Raw genomic sequence first — 13,379 nt, 5'->3', positions numbered from 1 at the left:
CTTCCAGTGGGCCGGGGCCCGCGCCCCGGCCCACGTGGAGACGCAGATGACGAAGAGCGGATTGATCGAGCGCGTGTCCGAGCTGATGCCGCACATCTCGAAGAAGGACACCGAGATCGTGGTGAACACGATCTTCGATGCGATGACGGACTCGTTGAAACGCGGCGAGCGCATCGAGATCCGCGGCTTCGGCAGCTTCCAGGTGAAGGTGCGCGAGGCGCGCGAGGGCCGAAATCCGAAGACCGGCGACGAGGTGCACATCCCGGCCAAGCGCACGCCGTTCTTCAAGGTGGGCAAAGAGCTGAAGGAGAAGGTCGACGACGCGCCGGTGTCGTCGAAGGGGTGAGACGGTGAGGTCGCGGCGCGGTGGTGCGAGTGCAGCTGGCGGCGCTGCGCGCCGGAGCTGACTCGTCCAAGCGGCGCTGCTGACGCGGGGGGTGAGAGCCATGCGACAGCTGCGGTGGTTCGTGGCGGTGGTGCTGTTGCTGACGACGATGGTGGCCTCGGCGGTGTTCGTGCTCGCCAACGACGACCCGGTGCGGGTCGATCTTCCCCTCGCGGAGGCGTCCTACCAGCCGCTCTGGCTCGTGATCGCAGTCGCGTTCTTCGGCGGCGCTTTCGCGGCGAGCGCCGGCCTGTTGTTCCAGCTCGGGCGCAAGACGCTCGGCGCGCGCCGGCTGGCGAAGCGCGTGCAGGGGCTCGAAGCGGAAGTGGAGCAGCTGCGCGGCGCGAGCGCGGCGATCGCAGCGGGCGACGGCGCGCCGCCGCTCACGAAGCCATGAGCGTGCTCGCGCGCGAGACGCCGATGATGCGCCAGTACGCGGCGCTCAAGGCGCAGCACCCCGGCGCGTTTCTGTTCTACCGCATGGGCGACTTCTACGAGCTGTTCTTCGACGACGCAGTCAGGGCGGCGCCGCTGCTCGAAGTGACGCTCACGAGCCGCGACAAGGACAAGCCCGATCCGATTCCGATGTGCGGCGTGCCCGTGCACGCCGCCGACGCCTACATCAAGCGTCTCAGCGAGAAGGGCCATCGCGTCGCGATCTGCGAGCAGACCGAGGATCCGCGCAGCGTCGGGGGGCGCAGGCTGGTTCGGCGCGAAGTGATCGAAGTGATCACGCCCGGGCTCGTGGGCGACCCGAACGGTTTGCCGGCTGCGCGCGAGGTCGCGCTCGCCGCCGTCGCGATCACCGCGTCCGGCGACGCAGGCCTCGCGGCGCTCGACGCATCGACGGGGCATTTCCGCGCGACGCAGGCGCCGCTCGCGCACGGCGCGCTGCCGAGAGCGCTGCTCGACGAGCTCGAGCGCATCGCGCCGCGCGAGTGCGTGATCGCGGACGACGCGCCGGAGTCCGTGACGACCGAGCTGGGCGCGCGGCTGCCGCAGCTCGTGCTCTCGCGCGCGCCTGCCGCGAGCTTCGCGAGCGTGGCGGCACTCCTCGCGGCCGACACGCCCGGCGCCGACCTGTGCGCGGCGTCCGCCGTGCTCGCGTACCTCGAGGCGCACCAGCCTTCCGCCGCGAAGCTCGCGCCGAAGCTGCGCCGCTACGCCCTCGCGGACACGATGATTCTCGATGCCGCGACGCGCCGGCATCTCGAGCTGTTCGAGAGCGCCGAGGATCGCTCGCGGCGCGGCACGCTGATCGAGCGCATCGACGAGACGATCACCGCGCTCGGCGCGCGCCGGCTCGCGCACTGGCTCGCGTACCCGCTGCTCGCGCCGGACGCTATCCGCGCGCGCCAAGCTGGCGTCGCGTGGCTCGCCGAGCGCGATCGCGCGCGCGCGCGGCTGCGCAGCGCGCTCGGCGCTGTTCGCGACCTCGAGCGCCAGCTCGCGAAGTGCGCGCGGCCCGGCTGCGAGCCGCGCGATCTCGCGACCTTGCGCGCCTCGCTGGCGGCGCTGCCCGAAGTGCGCCGCGCGCTCGCGAGCGATGGCGCTGCGCTCGTGCCCGAGGCTGCGCCGGCGTCGCTGGCGCTTCCGCGCGAGCTGCAGGGGCTGGTGCAGCTGCTCCTCGACGCGATCGTCGACGAGCCGCGCCCGCTGCCGCGCGGCTCGCGCGGCGCCGGCGAGACGGGCTTCATCCGTGAGGGCTTCCGGCCCGAGCTCGACGCGCTGCGCGAAGCCGCGCACAAGGGCCGCGAGTGGATCGCGGGCCTCGAGGCGCGCGAGCGCGAGCGCTCGGGCATCGCGTCGCTGAAGGTCCGCTACCAGCCCGTGTTCGGTTACGGGCTCGAGGTGCCGAAGGCGCAGCTCGCGCGCGTGCCCGCCGACTACGAGCGCAAGCAGACCCTCGCCAGCGCCGAGCGCTTCACCACGCGCGAGCTGCGCGAGATGGAGTCGCAGGTGCTCGGCGCGAACGACCGCGCGGCCGCGCTCGAGCGCGAAGTGCTCGAGAACGTGCGGCAGAGCGTGCTCGCCGAGGCGGCGCGCATTCGCGCCGCAGCCGACGCGGTGGCGGAGCTCGACGCGCTGCAGTCGCTCGCGGAGGTCGCGCGCCGAGACGGCTGGACTCGCCCAGAGCTGAGCGAGGGCGGAACGCTCGAGATTCGCGGCGGGCGGCATCCCGTGGTCGAGCGAGTGTTGCAAGGCGAGGGCGCCGCGTTCGTGGCGAACGACACCGCGCTCGAGCCGAGCGCGACGCGCGTGTTGTTACTGACGGGCCCGAACATGTCGGGCAAGAGCACGTACCTGCGGCAGGTCGCGCTGATCGTGCTGCTTGCGCAGATCGGGAGCTTCGTCCCGGCCGCGAGCGCTCGAGTCGGCGTGGTCGACCGCATCTTCACCCGCGTCGGCGCCTCGGACCGCCTCGCGCAGGGGCAGTCCACGTTCATGGTCGAGATGCGCGAGACCGCCGAGATCCTCGGGCAGGCCACCACGCGCAGCCTCGTGATCCTCGACGAGATCGGCCGCGGCACGAGCACCTTCGACGGGCTCTCGATCGCGTGGGCCGTCGCCGAGTTCATCCACGACGCGCCGGGCCTCGGCTGCCGCACGCTCTTCGCGACGCACTACCACGAGCTCGCCGATCTCGCGCTCGCGAAGGCCGCCGTTGCGAACGCGCACTTCGAGGCGCGCGAGGTGAACGGCGAGGCCGTGTTCCTGCGGCGCCTCGTCGATGGCCCCGCGAGCCGCTCGTACGGGATCGAGGTCGCGAAGCTCGCGGGCCTGCCGGCGTCCGTCATCACGCGCGCCCGCCAGCTGCTCGCGCAGCTCGAAGCGGGCGAGCTCGATGCGCGCGGCCGCCCGCGCCTCGCCGCGCCCGACACTGCGCCCGCGTCTCCGCAGCTCTCGCTGTTCGCGCCGCCGTCACCGCGCGATGCGAACGAAGACGCGGTGCTTGCCGAGCTGCGCGCGAGCGACGCGAATCGCACCACGCCGCTCGCTGCGCTCGCGCTACTCGATCGCTGGCGGCGCCGGCTCGAAGGCGAAGCGAAGTGATGCGCGCGTCCGCGGCAGTCGCGGCGGCGCTGCTCGCCCTCGCGAGCACGGCCAGCTTCGCGCAGGCTGACGACCACGCGGACCGCGTGAAGGTGCGCAGCGTGCGGCACTGGTCGTACGACGAGTACACGCGCGTGGTGATCGAGTTGTCAGGACCCGTGGCAGCGGGCGAGCTGCAGCGACTCGCCGCGGATCCCGCAGCCGGACGCTCGGATCGGCTCTACGTCGATTTGCCCAACGTGTGGGTCGGTCACGACTGGGACACGCCACAGCCCGTGGTCGATGGCCTTCTCACGGCCGTTCGCCTCGGCCAGTTCGAGAGTGAGGCGGCCCGCGCGGTGATCGACCTCGCTCGTTACGAGCGCCACCGCATGTTCGCGCTCGCGGGCCCCGACCGGCTCGTGATCGACGTGTTCGGCGGGCGCGAGGAGCGCCGCGAGGCGGAGTCCGCGCTGCCGGACGTCGCCGCGATGTCGCCCGCGCCGCCGGCGCCCGAGCGCAGGCTGCTCGTCGTGCTCGACCCCGGTCACGGCGGTGACGACCCCGGCACGATGGGCCCGCGCGGCCTCGTCGAGAAGGAGATCACGCTCGCCGTCGCGAAGAGCGCAAAGCAGCGGCTCGAGGCGCGCGGCTTCGACGTGCTGATGACCCGAGATCGCGATCGCACGCTCTCGCTCGAGGAGCGCACTGCGTTCGCCGAGGGCGCGCGCGGGGACGTGTTCGTCTCGATCCACGTGAACGCAGCGCCTCGCCCGAAGCTGCAGGGGATCGAGACTTATTATTTGGACGTGAACCACGAGCGCCACGCGTTGCGCGTGGCTGCGCGCGAGAGCGGCGTCGAGCCGGCGCAGCTCGACGCGCTGCAGCGCGCACTCGCGGGCTTCAAGGTGAACGAGGTCGGCTCGCGCTCGGCGAGCCTCGCGCGCGCGATTCACGGCGAGGTGGTCGGCGGCGTGCGCCAGGCCTACGGCGAGGCGAACGATCTCGGCGTGAAGCGCGGCCCGTTCCACGTGCTGTTCCTCAGCGACGCACCGGCCGTGCTCGTCGAGATCGGCTTCGTCACGAACTCGCAGGAGGCGCGCCGGCTGCGCACCAAGCTCTACCGCGAGGTGATCGCCGAGCAGATCGCGCGCGGACTCGCGCGCTATCGCAAGGAGCGCAGCACGGCGCTCGCAGGGATTGCACGATGACGAGCGCACCCGAGATCGATCTGTACGTCCCGCTTGCGCGGCCGGGCGAAGAGGCGAGCGGCGCTGCGCTCTCGGCGGGCGCGAAGAACTACTGCGTTGCGCTGCGCGCGTACCTCGCGGCCCTGCATGGCGAGGGCGCGACTGGGGCGGCCGTGAACGCGGCGAACTCGGATGGGCTCGATCGCCTGATTCGCAGGCTCTACGACGTGGCGGCGTCGGCTCACTACGCGAAGTACGGCGCGACGGGAGCGCGCGTCGCGCTCGTCGCGGTCGGCGGCTACGCGCGGCGCGAGATGTCGCTCGGGTCGGACGTCGACCTCTTGATCCTCGAGGACGACGGCGCCGAGGATTTCTGCGCCGCCGTCGCGCAGCACGTGCAAACGCCGCTCTGGGACGCGGGGCTGCAGGTCGGCGCCGCGGTGCGCACCGCGAGCGACTCGATCGCGCTAGCGCAGACGGACGTCGCGACGCAGACCGCTCTGCTCGCCGCGCGCTTCCTCGCGGGCGACGCCACGCTCTTCCACGAGCTGATGCGCGCCGTGCGCGAGCGCGCGATTCCGGAGCTCGGCGACTTCGCCGAGCGCCAGCTGGCCGCGCTGCGCGAGCGGCACCTGCGCATGGGCGAGTCGCTCTACCTGTTGCAGCCGAACGTGAAGGAAGGCGCCGGCGGCCTGCGCGACTACCACACCGCGTACTGGGTCGCGCGCGCCTGCGAGCGCGACTTCCGCGAGCTGCCGGATCTGCTGTACGTCGGCTTCCTCACCGAGGCGGAGCTGCGCGAGTACCAGCACGCGCTCGGCTTCGTGTGGCGCGTGCGCAACGCGCTCCACCTCCAGACCAAGCGCAAAAGCGATCAGATGAGCTTCGAGCTGCAGGAGCAGCTTGCGGGCAAGCTCGGTTTCGAGCGCGACCTGATGTCGGGCGAGCTGCCCGTCGAGCGCTTCATGCGCGAGTACTACCGCTGCGCGCGCGCGATTCAGACCCACTCCGAGATCGTGATCGAGCAGTGCCTCGCGCGCGTGCGGCCGAAGCCGCGGGCGGCGGGGATCGCGGTGGAGGAGGGCTTCCAGATCGCCGGCGGCCAGCTCGAGATCCCGCATGCAGCGCTGCTGCGCGAGAAGCCGCTGCGCCTCTTGCTCGCCTTCGCCGTCGCGCAGGCGCACGACGTGCCGCTCTCGCGCGCGGCGCGCCGCATGCTGCGCGAGCACCTGCATCTCGTGGACGAGGCCTACCAGCGCGATCCGGCGGTGGCCGACCTGCTCGTGCAGATCCTCTCCGCGCCGAGGCGCGTGATGCGCAGCCTGATGGCGATGAACGACGTGGGCTTGTTAGGGCGCTACCTGCCCGAGTGGGACCACATCGTGTGCCGCTGGCAGCACGTCGTCTACCACACGTACACGGTCGACGTGCACTCGATCTTCCTCGTCGAAGAGCTGCGCCGGCTCTGGCAGGGCAAGTACGCGAGCCTGGTCGAGGACCTCAGCGAGCTCGTGCACACCACCCAAGACCTACCGATGGTCTATCTCGGCTGCCTGCTGCACGACATCGGCAAGGGCTTCGGTGGCGATCACTCCGCGATCGGCGCCGAGCTCGGCGAGAAGTGCCTCGCGAGGCTCGGGCTGCCCGCGGAGCGCGCCGCGCGCGCGAACTTCATCATTCGCCACCACCTCGTGATGTCGCACGTGGCGCAGCGCCGCGATCTGTCGGATCCGAAGGTGATCGTCGAGTTCGCGCGGCTGTGCGGTGATCGCGAGAACCTGCACAACCTCTACCTCGCCACGTTCGCCGACATGCGCGCCAGCTCGAAGTCGGCGTGGACCGAGTGGCGCGCGGAGTTGTTGCGGGAGCTGTTCGAGCGCACCGCCGAGTACCTCGAAGCCGGCGGCGAGGGGCAAGACCTCGCGCTCGGGCTGATCGAGGGGCGCATCGAGCAGCGCATGGAGGGCGCGCGCGCGGAGCTCGCGGAGGAGGGCGTTGCGGCGGCGCGCATCGACGAGTTCTTCGAGCGCATGCCTCGCCGTTACTTCGTCTCGCACACGCCGCCGCAGATCGCGCGGCACGCGCAGGCGCTCTTCAAGTTCGATCCCGAGCGCCACACCGTGACGCGCACCGTGCGCGACATGCGCGCGGGCTTCAGCGAGCTGATCGTTTGCGCGCGTGACGCGCACGGCCTCTACGCCAACGTCGCGGGCTGTCTCACCGCGGCGGGGATCAACATCCTCGGCTCGCACGTCTACACCACGAAGAACGGCCTCGCGCTCGAGGTCTACCGCGTGGGCACGCCAGCCGGCGACGACGAGGTCCGCGAGGAGCGCTGGCAGCGTTTCGAGAGCTCGCTGGCGCGCGTGCTGCGCGGCGAGGTCGCGGTCGCCGACCTGATCGCGAAGCAGGCGCGGCCACCCGGCAGCGCGAAGCGCATCGCATCGCACACGCCGCCGAGCGTGTCGGTGCGCAACGACGTGTCGGACTTCTTCACGGTGATCGACGTCAATGCCGACGACCGCCTCGGTCTGCTCTACGACTTGACGCGCACGATCACCGCGCACGACCTCGAGATCTACGTGTCGAAGGCGACCACCGTGCTCGATCAAGCCGCGGACAGCTTCTACGTGAAGACTCCGCGCGAGAAGCGCCTGCTCAACAAGCGCGGGATCGAGCGGCTGCGTCGCGACCTGCTCGCAGTCGTGGGCGGCGACCCGGCGGCGGCGCCGCAGCACCTGCATGGCTGATGCGATCTCGAATGCGACGGACGCGTTCCTGCGTCACTGCGCGGTGGAGCGCGGGCTCGCACCCAAGACGATCGAGGCGTATGGCGCCGATCTCGCGCGCTTCGCGGAGCTGCTCGCGCGGAAGTCCGTGACGACGCCACGCGCGCTCGCGCGCGAGCACGTCACGGGCTTTCTAGCCTCGCTCGAAGCGCAGGGCCTCGGGCCGCGCTCGCGCGCGCGCATGCTCGTCTCGGTGCGGCGCTTCGCGCAGTACCTCGTGACGACGGGGCGCTGCGCGCGCGACGCGAGCGATGGCGTCGCGTCGCCGCGTCTGCCGCGACAGCTGCCGCGAACGCTGCGGCCCGACGAGACCGCGGCGCTGATCGAGGCGGCCGCGCCCGACGGCGCGCTGGGCCTGCGCGACCGGGCGATGCTGGAGGTGCTGTACGGCTCGGGCTTGCGCGTGTCGGAGCTCGTGGCGCTTCCGCTCGCTGCGCTCGATCGGCGCGCGGGCGTGCTGCGCGTGCTCGGCAAGGGGCGCAAGGAGCGCCTCGTGCCCGCGAGCGAGCCGGCGCTCGATGCGCTGGGCGTCTACCTGCGCGACGCGCGCCCGCAGCTGTTGGGGAAGAAGCGCTGCGATGCGGTGTTCCTCACGGCTCGCGGCGCGCCGATGACGCGGCAGAACTTCTTCGCGCGCCTGCGCACGCTCGCCGCGCGCGCGGGCATCGCGAAGGAGCGCGTCTCTCCCCACGTGCTGCGCCACGCCTTCGCGACGGACTTGCTCGAAGGCGGGGCCGATCTGCGCGCGGTGCAGACGATGCTCGGTCACGCCGACCTCGCGACGACGCAGATCTACACCCACGTGAGCCGCGGGCGCATGCGCGAGCTGGTCGAGACGCACCACCCGCGTGGCGCGGGCGCGCGGCGGTGAGGGAGCTGCGCACGGCAAGCGCGGAGACTGCGCTCGCGGCGCTGCCGGAAGCCGTGCGCGTACGCGCGGAGCGGCTCGCACGCGCGGCGGAGACGCGCGGGCTGGCGCTCTATCTCGTGGGCGGCCCCGTGCGCGATCTGATGCTCGGCCGCGCGCTGCGCGACGCCGACCTCACCGTGACGAATCCGGGCGGCGCTGCGGTGGGCGAACAGACCGCGGCGCTCGCGCACGAGGCGGCGCTCGCGGGCGATCGCGTGACGCTGCACGCACGCTTCGGCACGGTGCGCATCGATCTCGCGGGCGGCGAGTCGATCGACCTCGCCACGGTGCGGCGCGAGTCCTACGCGGCGCCGGGCGCGCTGCCCGACATCGAGCCCGGCACGCTCGAGGAAGATCTCCGCCGCCGCGACTTCACCCTCAACGCGCTCGCACTCCCGCTGAACCCGGCGGCGGGCAGGGCGCTCGTCGACCCCGGTGGCGGCGTGGCCGACCTGCGCGCGGGCGAGCTGCGTGTGTTTCACGCGGCGAGCTTCCGCGACGACCCGACGCGCGCGCTGCGCGCCGCGCGACTCGCCGCGCGCTTCGAGCTTCGCCTCGCGCGCGAGTCGCGCGCAGCGCTGCGCGACGCGCTCCGCAGCGGCGCGTTCGGCGCGGTGTCGGGGGAACGCTTCGCTGCGGAGCTCGAGAAGCTGTTCGACGAGCCGCGCGCGGGTGGCGACTCGCCGCGCGCGCTGGCACTGCTCGAGGCGTGGCACGTACTCGGCGCGCTCGAGCCGGGCCTCGGCTTGCCCAAGTCGGCGCTGCCCGCGCTCCGCAGGCTCGCGGCCGCGGCTGACACCGGTGCGGAGCCGTCGCCGCGCGGCTGGGTGATCGGCCTCATGGTGTGGTTCGCCGCGCTGCAGCCGCCGCTCGCGCGCCGCGCGCTCGAGCGCCTCGCGATTCGCGGCGCCGTCGCGACGCGCATCGCGGCTTTCGCGCGCGTGCGCGAAGTCACGCTGCGCGACCTTTCGCGCGCTCGCGGGCGCGGCGCCAGCGATGCGCTGCTGCGGGCGCTTCCACCGGAGGAGCTCGCCGCACTGCGCGCATGGGCCCCGGCGCCGCTGCGCGCGCGCATCGACCGGCACGCGAGCGTCGACCGCCACGTCGCGTTGCCCGTCGGCGGTGACGATCTCGTCGCGCTCGGGCTCGCGGGCCCGGAGGTCGGCCGCGCGATCGCGCGCATTCGCGCTGCCGTGCTCGATCGCGAGGTGACGACGCGCGGCGAAGCGCTGCTGCTCGCGCGCGAAGTGGCGGCGGGCGCGCGCAGGGCCGCCGCGAGCACGCGCGCTAAGTCGAAAGGGCACCGACGGAAACCCTGACGGCGCGAGGGCGATCGGGTAGGGTGCGACCCACCCCCCGTTCCGCAGTCTCGTCGCCTCCCGGAGCTCGCATGCACGAATCGGGTACGTCCGCCGCGGTGGGGTCCGCGTCCAGCGCCACGTGCGCGATCAAGCTGTCGCTCTTCGAGGGGCCGCTCGATCTGCTGCTCCATCTCATTCGCGAGAACGAGATGGACATCACCGAGCTCTCGGTGGCCGACGTCGCGGATCAGTACGTCGAGTACTTGAACCTGATGCAAGAGCTCCAGCTCGACGTCGCTGGGGAGTACTTGCTGATGGCGGCGACGCTCGCGTGGATCAAGTCGCGCCTGATCCTGCCGCCGAGCGAGGACGGTGAGGAGTCGGACGGCCCCGATCCGCGCGCAGAGCTGGTGGCGCGCCTGCTCGAGTACGAGCGCTTCAAGGAAGCGGCGGAGAAGCTCGGCGAGTTCCCGCGCGAGGGCCGCGACGTGTTCAAGGCGCAGGCCGCCGAGCTTGCGCCTACGCCCGAGGCCGAGCGCGAGATCGAGGTCTCGTTGCTTGCGCTGCTCGACGCGTTCCGCAAAGTGCTCGCGCGCGTGCCGCAGGGCCCGGGGCTGCACGAGGTCGAGGCCGACCAGGTGACGGTCTACGAGCGCATGGTCTCGATCATGGATCAGGTCGGGAGCAGCGACGCCTCGCTCGAGTTCGAGCAGCTGTTCGTGGCGCCGAGCGGCGCTCCGCCCTCGCGTGCGCTCGTCGTCGCGACCTTTCTCGCGCTGCTCGAGCTGGTGCGCGTGGCGGCGCTGCGCGTGTATCAGGGCGTGGGCGAAGACGACGGCGTGCCCACCGGGCCGATCCGGCTGCGGCGCTCGGAAGAAGGTGCGGACGAATGGCGGCGGCGCATTGCGGAAGACCCGCGCGCCGTGGAGGGGCTGTGATGGAACGCGCGCAGCAGAAGCAGCTGGTCGAGGCGCTGATCGTGGCGGGCGGCGAGCCGGTGAGCGCGGCGCGCCTCGCCGAGATCGTGCCCGGCCTCGAAGCCAGCGAGGTCGCCGGCATCGTCGCCGAGCTCACGCGCGAGTACGAAGAGCAGGGCCGCGCGCTCGAGATCTGCGAGGTCGCGGGCGGCTACCAGCTGCGCACGAGCGCGAGCGTGGCACCGTACCTGCGCGCGCTGCACCGCGAGCGTGCGCTGCGGCTGACGCGCGCGGCGCTCGAGACGCTCGCGGTGATCGCGTACCGACAGCCCGTGACGCGCGCCGAGGTCGAGCACGTGCGCGGCGTCGATGCGGGGCCCGTGCTGAAGTCGCTGGTGGACCGCAAGCTCGTGCGCATCGCCGGCCATCGCGAAGTGCCGGGCCGTCCGCTCGTCTACGCGACCACCAAGCGCTTCCTCGAAGTGTTCGGCCTGCTCAAGCTCGACGATCTGCCCACGCTGCGCGAGGTCGAGGAGCTGCTGCCGCCGCCGGAGAGCGCCGCCGCGGTGACGCCGCTCGACGCCGACACCGCCGATGCCATCGAAAGCGCTCCGCCTCCGGGCGAGCTGCATTGACCGCAAGCGAAGCCCCACGCGGCAGCAAAGCGCGCAGCAAGGCGAAGCCGAGCGAGGTCGAGAAGATCGAACAGGGGCGTCGGGCTCCCATGAGGCCTCGGGATGAGTTGGTCGCGCGCACGGCTTGAATCGCGGCTCTCGCGATGAAGCCGCCGCGCCGGCGTGGCGACGAACGCAAGCGCGCTGCGCCGCACGCAGCGAAGCCTGCAGCGCGCGAGGCGAAGCCGCAGACGGCGAGCGCGGAGCGTCTGCAGAAGCTGATCGCCGCGGCAGGCATCGCATCGCGGCGCGCGGCGGAGGAGCTGATCAGCGCGGGGCGCGTCACCGTGAACGGAAGGATCGCGCGGCTCGGCGACCGTGCCGACCTCGTGCGCGACGCCGTGCTCGTCGACGGGAACCCGCTGAGCGCGGAAGCGCGCGAGTACTGGCTGCTCAACAAGCCGCCCGGCGTGATCACGACGCTGAGCGATCCGCACAGCGGCGACCGGCGCACGGTGCACGACCTGATGCCCCGCGAAGCGCGGAGCGCGCGCCTGTTCCCCGTCGGCCGCCTCGATGTCGGCAGCGAAGGCCTCGTGCTGATGACCAACGACGGCGAGCTCGCGCACGCGCTGCTCCATCCCTCGCGCGAGGTCGACAAGGAGTACCGCGTGCGCGTGCGCGGGAAGCTCGAGCGCGAAGGGCTCGCGCGGCTGCGCGCGGGCATCGAGCTCGACGACGGGCCGATGCGGCCCGCGCACGTTTCGCCCGCGACGTACGACGAAGCGCGCAACGAGACCGAGCTGGTGCTCGTGCTGCGCGAAGGGCGCAAGCGCGAGATTCGCCGCGCGATGGACGCGCTTGGGCACCGCGTGGTGCGACTCGTGAGAGAGCGCATGGGGGCTGCTCGCGCGCCTGCCACTCGGCGGAGTCCGGCGGCTCGGGCCGCGCGAGGTGACGGAGCTGCTCGAGTTCGCGCGCCATCGCGAAGAGGCAACTGCGCGCGCAAACGCGCGCTCTCGCGAGTCAAACACCGAAGCTCCGCGAAATGCTCGCAAGAGCCGCGGAAGTGATTGATTCTGCTCGCGAATTCCGAGTAGACTGAGCCGCGTTCAAACCGGAAAAGCTGCCCATGCGGAACGCCGGTCCCCAGCTTCTACGCGCGCTCGGGCTCGCCCTCGCGGCGAGCGCCGCCGCCCATGCCGAGTCGATCTCGGGTGTATGTCACGACGGCTCGATCTTCATCGTGCAGCACGAGTCGCAGATCCCGTGCTCGCGTGCGAAGCAGGTCGAGCCCGGCGAGATGCCGCCGGTGCGCCCGTCGTACTTGCCGAAGCCGCACACCTGGCAGATCTGGAACGAGGCGCAGGACCCTAACAACCCGTACAACGTGGTCGATCAGGCCCGCCAAGTTCGCGAGCTGGGCGCCGGGCAAGCCGCCGGGGGTTCGGGTGCCGCCCCCGGCGCAGCGGCGTCCGCGCTTCAGAGCGCGGCGGTTGCGCCTGCGGAAGCGGCCCCGCGCCGCGACGTCGGCCCGCTCCAGCTCGGCCTCGGCGAGCAGGATCTCGCCGACCTGTTCGCGATCGTCGAGCTCTCGCAGGAACGCGCACCGGCGCGCTTCGAACGCGAAACCGCGGGCGGCGAGGGCGTCTCGCGGGTTGCCTTCGCCCGCTCGCGCGCGTTCGAGGAGCGCCTGGCCGCCGCGCATGGCGCGCGCGGTGCTGCGCTCTCGGCCCAAGTCCTGCTCTTCGCCGCGCGCTCGAATCGCGCGCAGGAGTTCTGGCCGAACTTCACCTTCGTGCAGGAGCACATCACGTATCAGCCCGACGCGACGAGCGACCGCCAGCTCGGCGTGCTGCAAGGGCGTCTCGGGCAGCTGAGCGAGGGCGAAGTGGTGCTCGGCTATGTCGTGCTGCCTCCCACCATCGATCTCGATGCGCGCGAGGTCGAGATCTATTGGGACGACCGCCACACGCGCGCGCGGTTCTGAGCGCGTGCCGCTCGCGGAGGCGATCATCGCGCTGTTCGCGTTCGCGCTGTTCCTGGGCGGCGGCGCGCTGCTCGTGCGGGCGCCGGCGATTCAGCAGCAGCGGGCCCGAGCCGTGCAGGGATTCTCCGGCTGGGCGAAGGGCCACGAGCGCGTGTATCGCATCGAGCTGCGGGCGCTGGGGATCGTGTGTGCGGCGACCGGGGCGTTCCTGCTCTGGGTCTTGGTGTAGTCGCGCATCTAGCGGCGGGGC

The 13,379-nt window shown here is 72.2% G+C and carries 11 protein-coding genes and 1 pseudogene; all 12 read left to right on the top strand.

Translation table 11 applies throughout. The features are described 5' to 3' along the window. Nucleotides 1-46 precede the first annotated feature (46 nt). Nucleotides 47-346 (top strand): integration host factor subunit beta, encoded by a 300-nt coding sequence (locus FJ091_14780; protein MBM4384615.1) that lies wholly within the window; start codon nt 47-49, stop codon nt 344-346. A 100-nt stretch (nt 347-446) separates the two neighbouring features. Next, complete coding sequence (locus FJ091_14775; GenBank protein MBM4384614.1) at nt 447-782, top strand: LapA family protein; 336 nt, start codon at nt 447-449, stop codon at nt 780-782. Continuing rightward, nucleotides 779-3,439: a DNA mismatch repair protein MutS gene (gene mutS, locus FJ091_14770; protein ID MBM4384613.1), complete on the top strand. Its 2,661-nt coding sequence runs from the start codon at nt 779-781 to the stop codon at nt 3,437-3,439. The genes FJ091_14775 and mutS overlap by 4 nt, the downstream gene beginning before the upstream one ends. Further along, nucleotides 3,439-4,629 (top strand): N-acetylmuramoyl-L-alanine amidase, encoded by a 1,191-nt coding sequence (locus tag FJ091_14765; protein MBM4384612.1) that lies wholly within the window; start codon nt 3,439-3,441, stop codon nt 4,627-4,629. The genes mutS and FJ091_14765 overlap by 1 nt, the downstream gene beginning before the upstream one ends. Beyond that, nucleotides 4,626-7,358 (top strand): [protein-PII] uridylyltransferase, encoded by a 2,733-nt coding sequence (gene glnD, locus FJ091_14760; protein ID MBM4384611.1) that lies wholly within the window; start codon nt 4,626-4,628, stop codon nt 7,356-7,358. Before FJ091_14765 ends, glnD begins: the two co-directional genes overlap by 4 nt. Beyond that, complete coding sequence (locus FJ091_14755) at nt 7,351-8,268, top strand: site-specific tyrosine recombinase XerD (protein MBM4384610.1); 918 nt, start codon at nt 7,351-7,353, stop codon at nt 8,266-8,268. The genes glnD and FJ091_14755 overlap by 8 nt, the downstream gene beginning before the upstream one ends. Then, on the top strand, nt 8,265-9,626 hold the full coding sequence (locus FJ091_14750; GenBank protein MBM4384609.1) for a CCA tRNA nucleotidyltransferase: 1,362 nt from the start codon (nt 8,265-8,267) through the stop codon (nt 9,624-9,626). Before FJ091_14755 ends, FJ091_14750 begins: the two co-directional genes overlap by 4 nt. A gap of 71 nt (nt 9,627-9,697) precedes the next feature. Next, complete coding sequence (locus tag FJ091_14745; protein MBM4384608.1) at nt 9,698-10,546, top strand: segregation/condensation protein A; 849 nt, start codon at nt 9,698-9,700, stop codon at nt 10,544-10,546. Then, on the top strand, nt 10,546-11,160 hold the full coding sequence (gene scpB / locus FJ091_14740; GenBank protein ID MBM4384607.1) for an SMC-Scp complex subunit ScpB: 615 nt from the start codon (nt 10,546-10,548) through the stop codon (nt 11,158-11,160). The genes FJ091_14745 and scpB overlap by 1 nt, the downstream gene beginning before the upstream one ends. Nucleotides 11,161-11,303: 143 nt before the next feature. After that, a pseudogene (locus FJ091_14735) lies at nt 11,304-12,216 on the top strand (rRNA pseudouridine synthase). A 55-nt stretch (nt 12,217-12,271) separates the two neighbouring features. Then, the gene (locus FJ091_14730; protein MBM4384606.1) at nt 12,272-13,129 is read left to right on the top strand and encodes a hypothetical protein; all 858 of its coding nucleotides are present in this window, start codon (nt 12,272-12,274) and stop codon (nt 13,127-13,129) included. A 4-nt stretch (nt 13,130-13,133) separates the two neighbouring features. Continuing rightward, a complete protein-coding gene (locus tag FJ091_14725; GenBank protein MBM4384605.1) occupies nt 13,134-13,358 on the top strand; it encodes a hypothetical protein in 225 nt (74 codons plus the stop codon). Nucleotides 13,359-13,379 lie beyond the last annotated feature (21 nt).

Source organism: Deltaproteobacteria bacterium (assembly GCA_016875395.1).
In the GTDB taxonomy this organism is placed as follows: domain Bacteria; phylum Myxococcota_A; class UBA9160; order UBA9160; family UBA6930; genus VGRF01.
The sequence above is the reverse complement of the archived record's forward strand: the minus strand, read 5'-3'. Positions and strand labels throughout refer to the sequence as shown.

What these genes read in the sequence shown, in the direction of transcription:
- FJ091_14775 (MBM4384614.1), top strand. Translation starts at nt 447, where the DNA reads ATGCGACAGCTGCGGTGGTTCGTGGCGGTGGTGCTGTTGCTGACGACG.
- mutS (MBM4384613.1), top strand. Translation starts at nt 779, where the DNA reads ATGAGCGTGCTCGCGCGCGAGACGCCGATGATGCGCCAGTACGCGGCG.
- FJ091_14765 (MBM4384612.1), top strand. Translation starts at nt 3,439, where the DNA reads ATGCGCGCGTCCGCGGCAGTCGCGGCGGCGCTGCTCGCCCTCGCGAGC.
- FJ091_14745 (MBM4384608.1), top strand. Translation starts at nt 9,698, where the DNA reads ATGCACGAATCGGGTACGTCCGCCGCGGTGGGGTCCGCGTCCAGCGCC.
- scpB (MBM4384607.1), top strand. Translation starts at nt 10,546, where the DNA reads ATGGAACGCGCGCAGCAGAAGCAGCTGGTCGAGGCGCTGATCGTGGCG.
- FJ091_14780 (MBM4384615.1), top strand. Translation starts at nt 47, where the DNA reads ATGACGAAGAGCGGATTGATCGAGCGCGTGTCCGAGCTGATGCCGCAC.
- glnD (MBM4384611.1), top strand. Translation starts at nt 4,626, where the DNA reads ATGACGAGCGCACCCGAGATCGATCTGTACGTCCCGCTTGCGCGGCCG.
- FJ091_14730 (MBM4384606.1), top strand. Translation starts at nt 12,272, where the DNA reads ATGCGGAACGCCGGTCCCCAGCTTCTACGCGCGCTCGGGCTCGCCCTC.
- FJ091_14755 (MBM4384610.1), top strand. Translation starts at nt 7,351, where the DNA reads ATGGCTGATGCGATCTCGAATGCGACGGACGCGTTCCTGCGTCACTGC.